The organism is Cysteiniphilum sp. QT6929, assembly GCF_030035755.1.
In the GTDB taxonomy this organism is placed as follows: domain Bacteria; phylum Pseudomonadota; class Gammaproteobacteria; order Francisellales; family Francisellaceae; genus Caedibacter; species Caedibacter litoralis.
This window is the reverse complement of sequence record NZ_CP103983.1, coordinates 2,542,504-2,560,073: the sequence shown is the minus strand read 5'-3', so window position 1 is coordinate 2,560,073 and position 17,570 is coordinate 2,542,504. Positions and strand designations below refer to the sequence as shown.

General features: G+C 38.9%; 15 protein-coding genes. 5 read left to right on the top strand and 10 right to left on the bottom strand.

The features are described 5' to 3' along the window. Positions 1–3: 3 nt before the first annotated feature. On the bottom strand, positions 4–804 hold the full coding sequence (locus NYP54_RS11220; protein ID WP_283156571.1) for an outer membrane protein assembly factor BamD: 801 nt from the start codon (positions 802–804) through the stop codon (positions 4–6). Positions 805–891: 87 nt separating this feature from the next. Here NYP54_RS11220 and rluD point away from each other — a divergent pair, with 87 nt between their 5' ends. Then, entirely contained in the window at positions 892–1,965 is a 1,074-nt protein-coding gene (rluD, locus tag NYP54_RS11215; RefSeq protein ID WP_283156570.1) for a 23S rRNA pseudouridine(1911/1915/1917) synthase RluD, read from the top strand. On the opposite strand, the gene thrC is transcribed toward rluD, so the two are convergent. The 8 genes from thrC to galE form a co-directional block, all read right to left on the bottom strand. Beyond that, on the bottom strand, positions 1,947–3,248 hold the full coding sequence (gene thrC, locus NYP54_RS11210) for a threonine synthase (RefSeq protein ID WP_283156569.1): 1,302 nt from the start codon (positions 3,246–3,248) through the stop codon (positions 1,947–1,949). The genes rluD and thrC overlap by 19 nt on opposite strands. Next, on the bottom strand, positions 3,245–4,240 hold the full coding sequence (locus NYP54_RS11205; RefSeq protein WP_283156568.1) for a homoserine kinase: 996 nt from the start codon (positions 4,238–4,240) through the stop codon (positions 3,245–3,247). The genes thrC and NYP54_RS11205 overlap by 4 nt, the downstream gene beginning before the upstream one ends. Positions 4,241–4,471: 231 nt before the next feature. Beyond that, entirely contained in the window at positions 4,472–4,810 is a 339-nt protein-coding gene (locus tag NYP54_RS11200) for an endonuclease domain-containing protein (protein ID WP_283156567.1), read from the bottom strand. A 488-nt stretch (positions 4,811–5,298) separates the two neighbouring features. Then, positions 5,299–7,764, bottom strand: a complete 2,466-nt coding sequence (thrA, locus tag NYP54_RS11195; protein ID WP_283156566.1) for a bifunctional aspartate kinase/homoserine dehydrogenase I — start codon at positions 7,762–7,764, stop codon at positions 5,299–5,301. Positions 7,765–7,904: 140 nt separating this feature from the next. After that, complete coding sequence (locus tag NYP54_RS11190; RefSeq protein ID WP_283155944.1) at positions 7,905–9,188, bottom strand: transposase; 1,284 nt, start codon at positions 9,186–9,188, stop codon at positions 7,905–7,907. A 249-nt stretch (positions 9,189–9,437) separates the two neighbouring features. Continuing rightward, entirely contained in the window at positions 9,438–10,406 is a 969-nt protein-coding gene (hemB, locus tag NYP54_RS11185; RefSeq protein WP_283156565.1) for a porphobilinogen synthase, read from the bottom strand. 1 nt (position 10,407) lies between these two features. Next, on the bottom strand, positions 10,408–10,692 hold the full coding sequence (gene yhbY / locus NYP54_RS11180; protein ID WP_117001578.1) for a ribosome assembly RNA-binding protein YhbY: 285 nt from the start codon (positions 10,690–10,692) through the stop codon (positions 10,408–10,410). 110 nt (positions 10,693–10,802) lie between these two features. After that, complete coding sequence (gene galE / locus NYP54_RS11175) at positions 10,803–11,798, bottom strand: UDP-glucose 4-epimerase GalE (RefSeq protein ID WP_283156564.1); 996 nt, start codon at positions 11,796–11,798, stop codon at positions 10,803–10,805. 114 nt (positions 11,799–11,912) lie between these two features. Between galE and NYP54_RS11170 the strand changes: the two genes are divergently transcribed. Further along, positions 11,913–13,277, top strand: a complete 1,365-nt coding sequence (locus NYP54_RS11170; RefSeq protein WP_283156153.1) for a transposase — start codon at positions 11,913–11,915, stop codon at positions 13,275–13,277. A 21-nt stretch (positions 13,278–13,298) separates the two neighbouring features. Here NYP54_RS11170 and NYP54_RS11165 read toward each other — a convergent pair whose 3' ends face one another. Beyond that, complete coding sequence (locus NYP54_RS11165) at positions 13,299–14,513, bottom strand: AAA family ATPase (protein ID WP_283156563.1); 1,215 nt, start codon at positions 14,511–14,513, stop codon at positions 13,299–13,301. A gap of 300 nt (positions 14,514–14,813) precedes the next feature. Here NYP54_RS11165 and lptF point away from each other — a divergent pair, with 300 nt between their 5' ends. Genes lptF through rsmD form a run of 3 tightly spaced genes read left to right on the top strand, consistent with a single transcriptional unit; the run spans position 14,814 to position 17,561 of the window. Then, on the top strand, positions 14,814–15,902 hold the full coding sequence (gene lptF / locus NYP54_RS11160; protein ID WP_283156562.1) for an LPS export ABC transporter permease LptF: 1,089 nt from the start codon (positions 14,814–14,816) through the stop codon (positions 15,900–15,902). Continuing rightward, positions 15,899–16,969 (top strand): LPS export ABC transporter permease LptG, encoded by a 1,071-nt coding sequence (gene lptG / locus NYP54_RS11155; protein ID WP_283156561.1) that lies wholly within the window; start codon positions 15,899–15,901, stop codon positions 16,967–16,969. The genes lptF and lptG overlap by 4 nt, the downstream gene beginning before the upstream one ends. A 4-nt stretch (positions 16,970–16,973) precedes the next feature. Beyond that, positions 16,974–17,561: a 16S rRNA (guanine(966)-N(2))-methyltransferase RsmD gene (gene rsmD, locus NYP54_RS11150; RefSeq protein WP_283156560.1), complete on the top strand. Its 588-nt coding sequence runs from the start codon at positions 16,974–16,976 to the stop codon at positions 17,559–17,561. Positions 17,562–17,570: the final 9 nt, after the last annotated feature.

Here is a 17,570-nt window from a genome sequence, read left to right as displayed (position 1 = left end):
AGTTTATTTAAATACTACCGTTGGGCGTTTTGCTGCATCTTCTAAAGATTTTAAATACGCATTATTAGGATAGTTTGCCTTTAATACTTCCATTGATTTCTCAGCTAACTCAGGCATTTTCAAAATATCATAACTTCTAATCAATAGAACCAACGCATTCTCAATCGAGCTGCTTTGTGAGTATTTCTCAACAACAATCTTAGCGCGATTAATCGCAGCAACATAAGCTTCATGCTCAAAGTAGAAATTAGCGATATTATATTCATATTCAGCCACGACATTATTAATATGCACCATGCGGCGCCTTGCATCCTCGGCATAAGAAGCTTTAGGACTTAGTATCACCGAACGCTTCAAATCATTAAAGGCTTGTAGATAAGATGCTGGGTCGTGTTGCGCCATATCGTATGGCAAGCGGCGTTGTAAGAACCCACGACCGTTATCATAGTTAATCACCCCCATCATATAATAAACATACCCCAAGTGTTTTGATGTTGGATAAGCACGTAAAAACTGACGAGCCAACCCCAACGCCATCTCGGGCTGCCCATCTTCATAATAAGAATAAATAAGCTCTAAATTGCCCATTTCAGTATAGCTTTGGAATGGATATTGTGAGTTTAACGATCTAAAGGTATCAATCGCTTTATAATAATCACCATCTTTAACCTGCTCATGCCCTTTGGCATAAATATATTCAGCACTTTCGCCTTGATATGGCAATGCCTTAGTCGTTGTTGTTGAGCATCCTGCCATTAACAAAAGCGCACCCAAGCCGCTTAATGCCAAACTGATCTTTTTCATCGATTACCCTTTAATTTATTACCGCCTTTGTCATTTATTGTTTACAATGATGCACAATTTAACCGGCGTCTTGATAGGATTTTATTTGTGCCACATCATACCGTATCTAAAAACATTCAGCAAAATGTTATTGCACCTGAAAGCTGTGCTGGTCAACGTTTGGATCAATGCTTATCCAACGTTTTCAGTGACTACTCACGCTCACAACTACAAAAATGGCTAAAACAAGGTGCCATTCTTGTTAATGGTGAGATCAAAAAAGCCAAAGATAAAATCATTGGTGGCGAGGAAATATCACTTAATGCGACACTGGAGGATAAAAACCACTGGCAGCCAGAGGATATTCCGCTTGATATCATTTATGAAGACGATGATGTCATCGTTATTAATAAGCCTGCGGGACTAACTGTTCATCCCGGGGCAGGCAACTTATCTGGCACACTATCCAATGCGCTATTAGCGCATGATCCAGCATTTGCCAAGGTACCGCGCGCCGGCATTGTTCACAGACTGGATAAAGATACTTCTGGATTAATGGTTGCGGCTAAAAGTCTCAAAGCACATGCATCACTTGTCGCCCAATTATCTAAGCGTCAAGTCAAGCGTGAGTATGAAGCGATTGCCACAGGTTATATTACCGTAGGCAGTACGATCAAAACCAAAATTGGCAGAAGCCCTCACAATCGTTTAAAAATGGCGGTGACCCCTACGGGCAAAGAAGCCATTACCCACTTTGTGGTATTGGAGCGCTATCGTGCACATACACGCATTCGTTGCAAACTAGAAACCGGACGCACCCATCAAATTCGTGTGCATATGGCACATCTTAAAGCGCCATTAGTAGGAGATCCTGTTTATAACCCGAGATTGAAACTCGCACGCGGCTTATCCGATGAAGCGCAAGATGTATTAAAAGACTTTGAGCGCCAAGCCTTACATGCGTATAAATTAGCATTTATTCACCCCGTGCACGGAGAAGTTGTTGAATTTAGTGCTAAACCTCCCAAAGATATGCAAGCGCTGATCCTCACATTGCGCCAAGATGCTGAGAGTTTATATAGCTATGAAGAAGATGAGTTTGATGATGATTATTTTGATTTCGCCGATGATTATGACGACTTTGACGATGAAGATTACGATGATTATGAGGATGAAGAATAAACACCAAAGTATGCCTGATACTGCTCTGTTAAGGCATTAAGATTTGCAGAAACTCCAACACTTTGTTGTTTCTTTTCAAGTAATTTGTTTAAGTGCTCAGGCACTTTAATTTTCTCTTTAACAATCGGCTCGATCACTTCTTCAAACTTTGCCGGATGGGCGGTTGCGACAACGACATAATGCATATCTTCTGGCAAAGACTCACGCGCAAAAAATGCAGTTGCCGTATGTGGACAAATAAGCATATTATGCTCATTCTTTACCTCAGCAATCATCTTTTTAATATCACTATCAGATGCTTTAAAAGCTTTTACCTCATGAGCAAAAACGTCAAAATCAGAGAAAAGCGCATAAAGGCGCTCAAAGTTACTTGGCTTACCAACATCCATCGCATTAGCAAGTGTTTCGATACTGGCTTTATTAGGTAATGTTTTATGTTCTAAAAACTGTCCAATAACATTATTTTCATTTTGTGCAATGACAATATTACCAATCGGCAAGCCCATTTTTTTTGCCCAAAAGCAGGCACAAACATTACCAATGTTACCCGATGGCACGATGAAATTTGCCTTTTTGCCATGCTTTAAAAAATACTGCCAAGCAATATAGGCGTAATAAGTTGTTTGTGGTAACAGCCGTCCAATGTTAATACTATTAGATGTATTTAAATACGTATTATTCTGCCACCATTTATCGGCAAATGCGCCTTTAACCAATGCTTGGCAATCATCAAATGTGCCATCAACCTCAACTGCACAGACATTGTCTTGCCAGCAAGTTATCTGCTTTTGCTGACGCATTGAGATTTTACCCTTGGGGAACAGCACCATGACATTGATATTTTTCTTTTGATAAAAGGCTGCGGCAACCGCAGAGCCTGTATCGCCTGAAGTCGCGACCATAATCGTGAATTTTTTATCGGTTTTAATATGACTTAAAGCATTGGCTAGAAATCTTGCCCCAAAATCTTTAAATGATAAAGTCGTACCATGAAAAAGCTCAAGCACCGATGTTTTTTGATCAATATTCACCAACGGCAAAGGAAAATTAAAGCTCTCATGACATATTGTGCTTAATTGGTTTTCAAGTGCATCGCCGTTAAAAAATGGAGTTAGAAGCTTTGTTGCAAAGTCAGGATAACTCATTGCACTATCTAAAGCCCTCCAATCAAACAGTGGAAAAGCCTCAGGGACATAAAGCCCACCATCTTCTGCTAAGCCATTTTGTAATGCACTTGATATCGCTACAGCCTTGGCATCACCTCTGGTACTGATAAATTTCATACTTCCTCCTTTGCGATAATTTGCCCACCTTTTGCAGATAAGCTTGTAATATATTTCTCTGCTGATAGCCCCTCGTTGGCAAATACTTTAACTAATTCATTTGCAATCACTGCAGCAGTATCTTTATTGCTACTTAGCGCAAATACAGCAGGACCTGATCCCGAAATACCAAACCCAAGCGCGCTAAATTCAATTGCTTTTTGTTTTGCCTGATCAAAACCCTTAATCAATACTTTGCGTTTTGGCTCAACCAATACATCAACAAAATGTTTTTTAAAACGCACAAGATCACCCTCATATAGCGCACTAATTATCGCCGCAGTTTTAGCACTCTGTGCGACAAACTCTTTGATCATAAAAGGTACATCAATCAACTTTCGTGCTTCTTTGGTTTCGATTTTTAGATTAGGTACAACAACACTAGCATATAAATCTAAACTCGGCAGTTGAATAAACTCACATGGCTTTGAGTTTTGCAGCAACACCAAACCACCAAACATCGCAGGCACGGCATTATCACCATGATAAACGCCACCAGAGATAAGACTCTCACCATAAATGGCATAATCAATTAACTGCTCTTTTGCTAGAGGTTTTACCAAGAACTCATTAACTGCAAGTATTGCCGCAACTGAAGATGCGGCAGAACCGCCAATGCCAGAACCTAAAGGAATGCCTTTTTCAATGGTAATATCTAAACCAATTGATAGTTGGTGGTCTTGCAAAAATTTCTTTATCACCGCACCACAGACATTTTTATCAACATCTAGACTTAACTCTTTATCTGTTAATAGCCCACAGATTTGTTTGATAACTAATTGCTGATCCTCACGCTTTTGTAAATGCACTGTGTCACCGACACCTGATAACGCAAAGCCCATCAAATCAAATCCTACCGCAAAGTTTGCACTGGTTGCTGGCGCAAACGCAGTTACTTTGGTTATTTTTTCATTTACTTTTATTTTCTTTATTCTTTCTATCATTTCATCCATTGATTAAGTCCTTTACCTCTAAATGCATCACTTCCCCTCACCCGACAGGCTTTGCCTGCCGACCTCTCCCGCAAGGGGAGAGGTAACTATCTTCCAATACGCTAATTCCGTTAGCAACCTTAGGTTTAACTCCTAGCAAAAGCCTCCAGCGCTTCCTTCCACCATTTACCTCTCCCCTTGCGGGAGAGGTTGCACTGCATTTGCAGTGCGGGTGAGGGGTGTTCTCATCTATCACTTCTGCAACTCCTTATAAATATTATTCAGCACATCCTCTGTTTTTTCCAAAATATCATGATTCCAAAAGCGTAATATTCTATATCCTTTACCCACTAGGTTCTGCGTTCTTACCTCATCCAAAGCCTTTTTCTCCATATCATTATGCTGACCTCCATCACACTCAACAATCAGCTTCTTTTCAAAACAAACAAAGTCGACAATATACGAGTCAATGATAACTTGTCTTCGGAACTTATAGTTTCCTAAATGACGATTTCTTAAATAATACCAAAGTGTTTGCTCAGCATTAGTTTGATTTGTTTTTAGTTGCTTTTGAAATATTTTAATATTCACAATTTCCCCTCACCCGGCAGGCTTTGCCTGCCGACCTCTCCCGCAAGGGGAGAGGTAAGTTATTTTCCCGCACGCTAATGCATTACGAATTTTATATTTAGTTCCTAACCAGAATAGTCTCACTATAACTCGCTCCACTAGCTACCTCCCTCACTTACGCAAAAGGTAAGTTGTTTTTCAATAAATACCCACGGGCTGAGCCCGTGCTACTTGAGCAGCAAAGCCGCTGCACAACTTCGTTACGCGGTTAACACTCCACGTTGTGAAGCGACAAAAATTAAATACTCAATTTAATTTCTGTATTCTCATTCACCCATGGGCATACCCGTGGTGCTCTGTCTTCGACCGCATAGAGTTTCCTTCCACCATTTACCTCTCTCCTTGCGGGAGAGGTCGCACTGCATTTGCAGTGCGGGTGAGGGGTATTTTTATATACTTTCACTAGACACTATTCCTGCAAATTTCGCATTATTTCTGTAAAATTCACCTTAATTAGAAATCGCCAATATATCACCAAAAACACCTGCAGCAGTCACTTCGACACCAGCGCCTGCGCCTCTTATCACCATTGGTGAATGTGCATAACGCTTAGAATAAATAAGTACCATATTATCCGCGCCATCGAGGCTAACAAAGGGGCTGTTTTGCACCAATGCTGCGACAGATACTTTCGCCTCACCATTGTCTGATACCTCTCCCACAAAATGCAGTGCTGAAGCTTTACCTTGTAAGGCTTTAAGCTGTTGTGTTAACTCCTTATCATGAGAGTTGATTTTCTTTAAAAACGCCTCTTTTGAGCATGACCTTAAATTTTCAGGTGTCAAATTTTGAACCTTAACATCACTTAATTCAAGATTTACACCGATTTCACGTGCTAAACACACCACTTTACGTGCGACATCCATACCGGATAAATCTTCACGTGGATCTGGTTCAGTGTAACCCCTGTCATAAGCGAGCATTAAACTCTCAACAAAGCTTTTACCTTTATTGACTTCATTAAAAATAAAACTCAGCGTCCCTGAAAAAACCCCTTGGATCTTATGGATTTTATCACCCGTTTTTTGCAACGTTTCTATAGTGCTAATCAGTGGTAATCCCGCGCAGACATTGGTTTCATATTTAAATGTAACATTATGATTATGTGCTACTTGGCGAAGTTTGCGATAATAATCCATCGACTGCGTATTAGCGTATTTATTAGGTGTCACAACATGAATACCTTGTGCTAAGAAATCAACATAGGTCTTAGCAATATCAACGCTTGCCGTTGCATCGACAAGCACCTTGTGTGCACATGAAATAGATTGTAAGTATTTTGCTAACGCATTTGTATCCGCTTTACAATCACTTGCTTTTAACTGGTGGGTCAGCTCACTCTCTAACAAAAGATCATCGCCACACAATAACTTCGTTGAACTCATTACTGCAACCAAACGCAAATTAATATTCTGCTTATGTAAGACTTGTTGCTGTTGTTTTAGCTGATTGACAAGCTCGGCACCAATACCGCCAACACCAATCAGTGCAATCACCATTTCTTGTACGGGTGGATTTTTGGCTTGTTGATGAATTAAATTAAGCGCTAGATCTTCATCTTCTTTTTTAACGGTAACGGTAATACTGCGCTCGGATGAGCCTTGGGTAATTGCATGAATATTAATCTTAGCATCAGCTAGTGGTTTAATGACACGCGCTAAAGCACCAGGTTGCGCTCTTAGTCCATCACCAACCGCGGTAATCATCGCATATCCCGTCTCGCAATAAATATGCTCAATATCACCGCGTTCAATTTCCGCTTTGAAATGACGCTCAAGTGCTTTAGTAGCGCGCTTGGCAAGCTTTGCTTCAATTGCAAAACAGATCGAATACTCCGAGCTTGATTGCGAGATCATCATCACTGACACTTGCGATTGCTCAAGCACACTAAAAACTTTGGCTGCCATTCCCGAGACGCCAATAATGCCCGCACCCTGTACACGCATCAAGGCAACATTGGAAATACTCGTTAAGCCTTTAATAAGGTATTGTTCAAGGTTGGTCTTATCCAATGCGCGAATAATTTCTGTTCCTTCTTTTTGCGGCTCATAACTACTTTTTATCTCAATCGGAATCCCCATTTCCATCATCGGATTAATTGTTAATGGATGAACCACTGAAGCGCCAAAATAGGCGAGCTCTAACGCTTCTTTATAGGATAGCTGTTTCAATTGACGCGCAGTTTTAACTACTTGTGGGTTCGCACTATAAACACCAGCAACATCCGTCCAGATCACTAATTTACTGGCTTGCAAAAGCTTAGCAAAAATAGCTGAGGAGTAATCGCTACAATTCATGCCTAAAATACTACGCACACCTTCTTGGTTTTGGGCAATAAACCCCGTAATGATATAAATTTTATGTTTGCGATCATTAAACTTCTGATCAATAGCTTGCTGACTTCTTTGCCAATCAACACTAACAGGTTTATGGTTATCATCGATAAATAACACTTCCGATGCATCAATAAACTCAGTGTTAATGCCTTTATGTTGCAAAGCGCCTGTTAAAATTTGTGCCGACCACAGCTCACCAAACCCTAAAATAAAGTACTCCAAAGCATCACCACAAATACCGCTTAAGGCAATTGTCGTGAGCATTTGCTTTAAATGTGTAACATCACTCTCAAAGGCACTCTTAAGCGCTTTATCTTCAGGGCATAATGCGCTAATCAAAGATAGGTGATGTTCAGTAAGTTGTGCAATCACTTTACTGCTATCTTTATTCTCTAAGGCAAGTTCAATGGATTTTTTTAGTAAACTCGTGGTTTTACCACTTGCAGAAACAACCACTGATTGCGGTGTCGTGCCAATAATATTAACTACACGCTCAATTTTCACCACGTCTGCAAGACTACTACCACCAAATTTATGTACGATATATTCCATCAATAACTCACCTTCAAAAATTAGCATGAGGTTTCATTATATAGAGATTATTCGGCAGAATTCATTATAAAAAATCAACTATTTGGTGATGGTGCTACCTGCGCTTAAGTTTACAGAAATACGCACCTATTTAAGCTTTTGTTAATATGCTGAAAACTCCTCATTTTTTAAATTTCTCCTCGCCCAATAAAATTCAATATGGCTTTTAAGTCTGCTTGGCTTATCTGATGCTCCTCAATAAACTGATCTACGCGTAGTTTTGCAAGATATGTTTTCATTCCTTCCAAGATGTAATGCCTTGTTACTTCACCTGATTTAGAGCCGCCAAGCTGTGCAATCAATACAACAAAGTCATCATAAACTTCACCTTGACCAATCTCATATAAATAAGATGCAACAAAGAAACCAATAGCAGTAATGGCTTTAATCCCTTCAAAGTCTTTTATCCTAAACTCTTCCCAGCCTAACTCACCTTTGATAAATTTAAACACACCCTCAATACGAGAGCGCTTTAAATAGCAATCATAAACGTTGTAAACGTCATATTGATTCATAAGCTCCTTATTTGTGATTAAAAGCATCGGTTCGTCAAAAGCTTCTTTGCCCTTGCGATCAAGCAGCGTCATTAAAACAACATGATACTGCCCAATCTTCTGCCATTTAGCCTTGATCACGCAATCCTGAAAACAGCGTCCACTGATGTATAGCTTTTGAATACAGAAAGTATATGAATGTTCAAAGGCGTGATCTATCAATTTCCCTTTTTGCTCCTTATCACCGCTTAAGCCTGAAACTGTCCTGTTTTTCTTCAATCGTATGACAAACTCATCTTTCAGTTCCTGTATAAAATCAAAGTACTCACTATCATCAAACTCACGATCTAATACATGCGTAATATTTAATGCTGAATTCTTTTCTTTCAAGGCGTTAGAGCAGGATTTAATATGCTTTAATGCTATGCGCTTTGAGGTCAAATAACTATCGTCATCATAGGCTTCTTTAGACGCCTGTGAAATCACGATATCCTCACCGGCACTTAACTGTTCAATCGTTTCTTTTGATAAAAACTCTGGCTGCTTGTTGCTGTATAGCTCATGACCCAATAAATCAATCTGTTTATTATCTAAATTAACGGCAATTGTATTGAAGCTACTATAGCCATTGATGGTTTTCTTACTCAGATCTTTTACTTTTCCTATATGCTCTGCTTGCTTGGTATATTTTTTGCGTATCTCGCTGGGATCATGAATCAAAATAACATTATCCGAAGACTCGTATTTCTTGGCTGTTTCAGCGCATAGTACTTCACTAATTTGCTCGGGATCAAAGTCATTTAGCTTATTGTCACCTGTAATTGTCCGTCTCAATTTTTCGTACTCCTTTTGGCTGCTACTGATTGAGTAAAGGTTTAAACTGCCATGCTCTAAAACCTTTTCCAGTATCGTCTTCACATTTTTTAAAAGACACCTTTGATGTCATTTTGTTTAATAATTTGCTCATGTGGTCACCAAAAGTAGTGTGCGCCATCCTTGTGATTCCTCTTCTCATATCATTGCTTCGGGCGTATTGTACACGCTTTTAAATTTTTGGGGAGTTTTCAGTAATATGTGATTTTAGAGATACCCACTTCGACTGATGCTTAGTGCAGCGCTTCAACTTTGCTCAGGGTACAGTAGGTGTTTTTAGATGCTGCGACTACTTCATAACCACTTAGCAACATCAAGTGCACTATAGCTAAGAATGATTTTGGCACCAGCGCGCTTTATCGCTGTTAAGGATTCAAGGGTAACGCCTTTTTCATCAATCCAGCCTTTCTCAGCTGCCGCTTTAATCATCGCATACTCACCACTGACATGATATGCCGCGATCGGTAACGTGCTATTATCTTTAACATCTTGAATAATATCCAAGTAGCTTAAAGCAGGCTTTATCATTAAAAAATCAGCACCCTCATCTTCATCCATTTGCGCTTCTTTAAGTGCTTCTTTTTTATTGCGATAATCCATTTGATAAGACTTTCTGTCACCCTTTGGCGTTGAGTCACACGCACTTCTAAAAGGGCCATAAAAGCTTGAAGCATATTTCACCGCATAAGACATAATCGCAACTTCGGCGTAATCTTCTTGATCCAAAGCATAACGCATCGCTTGAATCATGCCATCCATCATGCCACTGGGTGCCACGATATCAGCCCCGGCTTTAGCATGTGAAACCGCTGTTTTTTGCAATATCTCTAAGGTCTGATCATTATTAATCTCATCATTATGCACGATACCGCAATGCCCATCTTCAGTGTATGCGCACAAACAAACATCTGTGGCAATGATCAATTGTGGATGAAGCCCTTTGATCTTAGCAATCGCTTGCTGCACGATGCCATCATCGGCATAATTTTCTGAGGCATATTTATCTTTACTCGCCGGAATACCAAACAGCATAATCGATAAAACACCGGCTTTTTTTATCTCATCAATCAACTCAGGCAGCAGATCAAGTGACCAGTGATACTGATTTGGCATTGCCGTAATTTCGCGCTTGATGTTCTCACCATGGACGACAAATACCGGATACATCAAATCACTCATATGCAGACGCGTCTCAGCAATATGCTCTCGCAATACTTCAGTGCGGCGCAATCTTCTTGGACGTGTCACCGGGAAAAACCCCATGTTATGCCCCTTTTTTCTTTGGCTTCTTGCGATATAATATCGAGATATTGCCAATTAATTGCACCAACTCACATTTGGTCTTCTGACAAATTTCCTCAGTCGTTGCTTGACGCACTTCTTTTTCAGCACCCGCGATTTTAACTTTAATAAGCTCATGTGCCGTTAATGCTAAATCAATTTCAGTTAACACATTCTCCGTTAATCCTTTATCTCCAAGCATAACCACTGGATTTAAACTATGTGCTTGCGCCTTTAGCTGTTGACGCTGTTGTGATGTTAATGCCATATTTTCCTCTGTATTTTAAATAATATATAAACTCAAGCAATTCTACACTTATTTGCTTAAGCTTAACTAGCTTTACTTTTTATTTATCTTACTTTCTTACTTGTCAAATTTTATTGACTACTCTGCCAGCGCCAGCTATCGATCATCATTTCGTTAATGTCGCGTATCGCTTGCCAATTAAGCTCTTTTTTTGCTTTTGAGCAATCTGCCCAACACTCATCAATATCACCGGCGCGTCGTGGCTTTATCTCAAAGGGCACTTTCTCTCCTGTAGCTTTTTCAAAGGCATCAATGACTTCAAGTACCGAATAACCATTACCCGTACCTAAGTTCCAAATATGACAACCTTTTTGATTCTTAATATATTCATATGCTTTTAGATGTCCTAACGCCAAATCCACCACATGGATATAATCACGGACCCCTGTGCCATCGGACGTATTATAATCATTACCAAAAACAGATAACTTTGCCAACTTGCCACTAACCACCTGTGTGAGATAAGGTAATAAATTATTTGGCACACCATTTGGTAATTCACCAATTAACCCACTTTTATGCGCACCGACTGGATTGAAGTATCTTAGCAACGCAATCGACCACTCATTATCAGCGAATGCCAAATCCTGCAGTATTTTCTCAACCATCACTTTAGAGACACCATAAGGATTGGTTGGTGTGCCAATCGGACATTTTTCAGTAATCGGGATTTCTTGTGGATTACCATAAACCGTAGCTGATGAGCTAAACACAAAGCTTTTGACATTATGTTGCTGCATGATTTTTAATAAATTTAGCGTCCCTGCAACATTATTATCATAATACTCCAGTGGTTTAAAAACACTCTCACCTACGGCTTTTAATGCTGCAAAATGGATCACCATCTTGATATCGTATTGACTAAAAATTTGATGCAATATGACCTCATCACGTATATCACCTTTAATAAATACGGGCTTTTTAGCGGTGATTTTTGCAATGCGTTTAATGATATCCTCACTGCTGTTATAAAGATTATCCAAAATAACAACATCTAAGCCTGCTGTTAAAAACTCAACCACCGTATGCGAGCCGATAAATCCAGTACCGCCAGTTATTAAAATCATTTTTGCCTTATTGATATCACTTTATCTTTTAATGCCGCTAATCTAACAAATTAACAAAATAACGCCAATCAGAAGTTAATATCTGAACTTTCCCGAATTTTGTAAGAATTTGCTATGGATGAGCTGCAGACCAAAGTTTATCCCTATATCTTAGGGTTGCTAAAAAACAGGAGCAACTCATCGATGGATACCTTACAACCTTTACTTAATCACTTGCAAGCACTTTTTAAAAGAAGCACTCAAAAAGGACGGCTTTTTAGTGCAGTGATTTTAGCAATGATTATACCTATCGGTTCTGGTATCAGTAGTCAAATTTATCGTAAACTCGTTCAGATAATAGGTTACTCACTTAGCAGAACACGCTTTTATCGCTTTATGGCAAGTAAATGCTTTAACTGGGATGTGATTTGGAAAGCTATATTCAAACTGATTCCATTACCATTGACTGATGGACGCCTTATCATAGCCTTAGATGACTCTACCACGCCTAAAAGCGGTAAGGAAATATTTGGTTGTGAGCATTTCTTTGATCATGCAGCCAAGCACAATCAAAGTAAATACCCTTGGTCACAGTGCTTTGTTCAACTGGGGCTCTTAAAGTTCATTCATACCCGTTGGGCATTTTTGCCATTGTTGACGCGATTTTATCACTCTAGCAACAAAGCAGCGGCTGAGTGTTTTAACAGTAAAATTACACTGGCCTGCCAAATGATTCTTAAGCTTAGCACCTGGACAAAATCCCCCATTCTTATTGTGACTGATTCATGGTTTGGTAATGGTAAATTGTACAACCCGTTAAAAGATCAACTAGGTAATCGAGTCCATATCCTCACCATGTTACGCAAAAACAGTGTTTTATACGGTTTTCCTGAGGTTATCGAAGGTAAAACATGTGGGCGTCCTGCAAAATATGGTGCCAAAGCAGGTTCTGTTAGGGATTTGGCAAATGAATATAAAGCTAAAGCCCAAAAAGTCACAAGCTTTGTTTATGGTAAAAAGCGTGACATGCTTGTCTACGAGAAAAACTTCATGTCTAAAGCTTTTAAATGCCCGATAAAAGTTGTCTTTGCCTATTACAAAAATCACTTCGTTGCTTTAGCAACAACAGACTTAAGCTTAAGCGTAACGCAGATATTGGAGTACTATAGCGCACGGTGGAAGATCGAGTCTGGTTTCAAAGAGCTCAAACATGACATCGGCAGCCAAAAAGCCCAAGTAAGATTGGAGCATTCGGTGATAAACCACTTGAATATGTGCATGCTTGCCATTACGATTATTTGGATCGCTGTCATGCATCTTCCAAGTGATGCAGTCAATGAGCTAACACATAATGGCACTAAGCCGCAATACACCTTTTCTGCGGCACGAAAGTTGTTGATAAAGCGTCAGAATAAACTCAGGGTTTGTCAAAATGGTGAATCTGAGCTAAAAAATCATAGAAATTCATGGATTCAAATGATTATTGGGCTTGCCGCTTAACAAAACTTGGGAAAGTTCAGGTTAATATAAAAAACCAAATAAATATAATGGAATACTATTAGCATACCCCACACTTAGATCGTCTTTGACTAAGTATTTATTATTTTTAAGCATAGTTAATTGGCTGCCGGTCTTGTTTCTCCCGCCAATTTCAAAGGTAAACTCCTTAACCTGAAAGTCACCAACTTTAGGGTAATATGCGTGAAGTTTTGCTCCTTGAACAAACTGCAAGAAAGCTAATTCACGTAACACACCTATATCCAAATCAGTTGATAATAATGTGTTAATCATTGCCAACAAGGTTGTATTATCCAGATAAAGCTTATCTGGCTTGGATAAGACCTGTGAACCTGAGCCACTGGCATAAAGCTTTTTAATCAAGTGAGCTTTCTCTAATATTTGTAAATAATTATCAACTGTCTTATTGTCGATGCCTAATCGTGTTGCAAAGGTGTTGCTTTTTACTTTAGCAGGCGGAGAACTTGCCAAAAAATTTAACATTCGCTTAAAGTGAAGTAAAGAACTCGTCTTTAAATTGAAGTGAAAGGCAATATCTTCATAAATCGTTTTTTCTACCACCGTTTGCAAGGTGTCATACAATATTGCCTGACCAAGCTCAAATACAGTAGGATAATATCCATAAAGTAAATACTGTCTAAAACGCTCAAGTAGCAATGGAATAGAAGATAACTTTCTTGCAATCTCTTGATGATTATTCACTAAATCATCAAAATTGATCGCAGGATAATCAAGCTCCTGAATAAAATTTAAATATTCACGAAATGATAGTCCTGGTAAAGATAATAAATGGGCTCGACGTGACAAGTCGTAACTGCCCGTTACAAGATCTATGCTTGAACTCCCTGAAAAAAATACTTTAATATCTGGATAAGAATCATGTATATTTTTAAGTTCTTGGTTCCAGTTAGGATATTTATGTATCTCATCAATATAAAAATGTCGAATATTAGCTTGATGATAACTTTGATCAATGACAGACAGTAAAGTATTTTCATTAAAGTAAAGATTATCAGCAGAAAAATAAAACGAGTTTTTATGCAACGACTCATTTAAACGTATATGTTGCAACAGCAACGTGGTTTTACCGACACCTCGCGCACCAATGATTCCAACAAGTCGGCTAGCACTATCTAACTGAGGATAAATAAAGCGTTTATATTTAGTTTGCACATTACCAACCAAGCGGTGATGTGTCTGCCACAAAAAATCAATCATTGGATCAAACTCTATAAAAAATACAACAAAACACGACTTAACTCAGCAATATATACATAAATAAACAAAAAAACTAGAGTATAGTCAAAATTTTTAATAAAAACATTGGATTACATTCCAGCATTTACAGCTAAAGTTAAATCGTCGGGCATCCTCCCATAACATATGCAACTTCTTTAAAATAACCGACAAAAACACTGATTTTCTGACACATTCGTGTAAAATACACTAAGTTTTTAGTATCGAGTTAATTAACTTAGATTTTTATTTGGTTACATAATGGTTTGTAGAGGATAAATTTTGATTTTATTACGTTATCTTAATCGCGAGCTTGTGAATATGACGATGGCGATTATTCTTATCCTACTGTTGATTGTCATCAGCAACATGTTTGTGCGTTACCTATCGATCGTCTCTGGCGGAAATATCGAAGCTGATGCTGTTTTTAAAATGATTTCAGTTATGTTACCCAAATATATCGCCTATTTACTACCAATCGCCTTTTTCTTTGCCATTTTGATTGTTTACGGCAAGATGTTTGCAAACAATGAGCTCACTGTTACATTTGCCTGTGGTACTAGCTGGTTTCGCTTATTGAAATTCATCATGATTCCCGCATTAAGTCTCTTTGCAATAGAGCTTATTTTAACGTTATTGGTTTTACCAAAAATGGATCAAAACTATTTTCTGGTACAAAAGACAACGACTAAAAGCTCGCTTTTAAGCTTTATTCAGCCAGGAAAAATCACACCCTTTAGTGATGGCAAACAAGTCGTTTATACCAAGTCAACCGATCCTGATGGCACTTTGCATGATATTTTCATTTATCAGCAAAAACCCAACAATGGCAGCACGATTATCACAGCCCCTACGGGATATGCCGAAACAAGACCTGATGGCAATCAATATCTAGTACTTAAAAATGGCTATTTCTATGATGCAAAACCAGGTGTTGCCGAGGTGCAGAAAGGTCATTTCACTGAAGCGACACAATTTATTCCAACCAAGGTTAGCGTAGGCTACAACAACTCGATCGAATCTGTCCCCACTTCAGAGCTAATAAATAGCAATGAACCACGCTATCAGGCTGAGCTGCAATGGCGCTTAAGCTTTCCTTTGGCAATACTCGTATCTTCGCTCATCGCATTAGCGATGTGTAAAATGCGCCCACGCCAAAGTCGCTATAGTAAAATCATTCCAGCCCTTATTGTATTTATTCTTTATTTTAACCTCTTATCTTTATCCAAATCATGGCTTAATGATGGCAACATTCCAAGTTGGCTTGGACTTTGGTGGGTACATATTGTCTTTGCCGGCATTATGCTTTTGATACTCAAACAATACAACGGACGTATCTTTGAAGAGAAAACCAAAGAGGTCAACGCATGAAACGCTTAACTTTATATGTCGCCTCAACCGTTTTATATACGTCTTTTATTATGATTTTGGCATTAACTGCCATTTTCTTTTTATTTACTTATATTGCACAAGCCGGTGACATTGGCAAAGGCAACTTCACCGCATTAGCTGCCTTTTTGTACGTTCTCTATGAGGTGCCTGCCAATATTTACCTAATCATGCCGGTGTGCGCTTTATTGGGAGGACTCATGGGCTTGGGGCTTCTAGCCAATAATAGTGAATTGATCGTCATGCGCGCTTCAGGTCAATCGATCACACAAATTGCTAAAGGCGTACTTTTGGCAGCTTTTGGTTTAGCGTTTTTAACATTTTTAACTGGCGCCTATATTGCACCGTATTTCCAAAAAAAGGCAACGATTAACAAAACACTTGCCACCGGTGGCAATGAAGCATTGGTATTGTATGATACGCAAACCTTATGGATTCGTGAAGGCAACGCCTTTATCCATGTTGGCAAAAACGATGCTAATGGCAAGCTTAAAGACGTCACTAAATATACCATCGACAACAATCAGCTCACAGCAATTGATCATGCCGATAATGCATTATTTACTAATAAGCAATGGCAAGTTAATGATGTCTCAAGCACGCAAATTGGCAAAGATAGCAGCATTGTTTACCATGATAAACAACAATACTGGAACAACCTATTACCACCCTTTTTACTTAAGATCATTACCTCCAATACTGATTATCTTAATTTAAGCGAGCTGATTGACTATATCAAAGTCAATAAAGAAGGTCAGCAAAGTGCCAATCGCATTTGGCTTAAATTTTGGCAGACTTTCTTTCAACCGCTCTCACTGATTATTTTAATGTTGATTGCAGTGCCCTTCTCTTTAGGATCGATGCGCTCATCAGCCTTGGGCTATAAATTTATCATCGGCATGCTCTTTGGCTTTAGCTTCTATATAATTAACCAAACCTTTGGCCCCTTTAGTCTTGTTTATAACCTCTCAGGATTCTGGGGTGCAGCTATTCCAAGCATTATCTTTTTGATTATTTTGGGCTTCTTATTTTGGAAAATGCGAGAATAAAACAATGTGCCCTCTTTCTAAAACACACACTAGTAAAGCACCATTAAGCAAAGTACGCATTATTGCTGGCAAGTACAAATCACGCCAAATTGAATTTAGTGGCGCAAATAACTCTACTCTGCGCCCAACTTCAGATCGCTTACGTGAGACACTATTTAATTGGCTTATGCCTTATGTTGTTGACACAGACTGTCTTGACGCTTTCGCAGGCAGTGGCACGCTAGGTTTTGAAGTCCTATCACGCTTGGCAAAATCTTGTGATTTCTTTGAGCTTGACGCTCAGGCGATAAAGCATTTAAACAGTAATAAAAACAAACTCAACATAGAAAATGCCACTATCTATCAAAGAGATGTTTTAACTCATCTTAAAACTTGCGATAACTATGATGTTATTTTTCTTGACCCGCCGTTTAGTAGTGATCTATTGGAGCAGTCACTCTCTAGCATCCTTCACAATGTCAATATCGATAATGATTGCGTTATTTATGCTGAATATGCAACCAACAACCCACCGCCATCACTGTCACATTTCACTATGCTCAAACAAACTAAGCAAGGTGCAGTTTCTGCGTGCTTGTTACAAAAATCATGATTTGTGCTA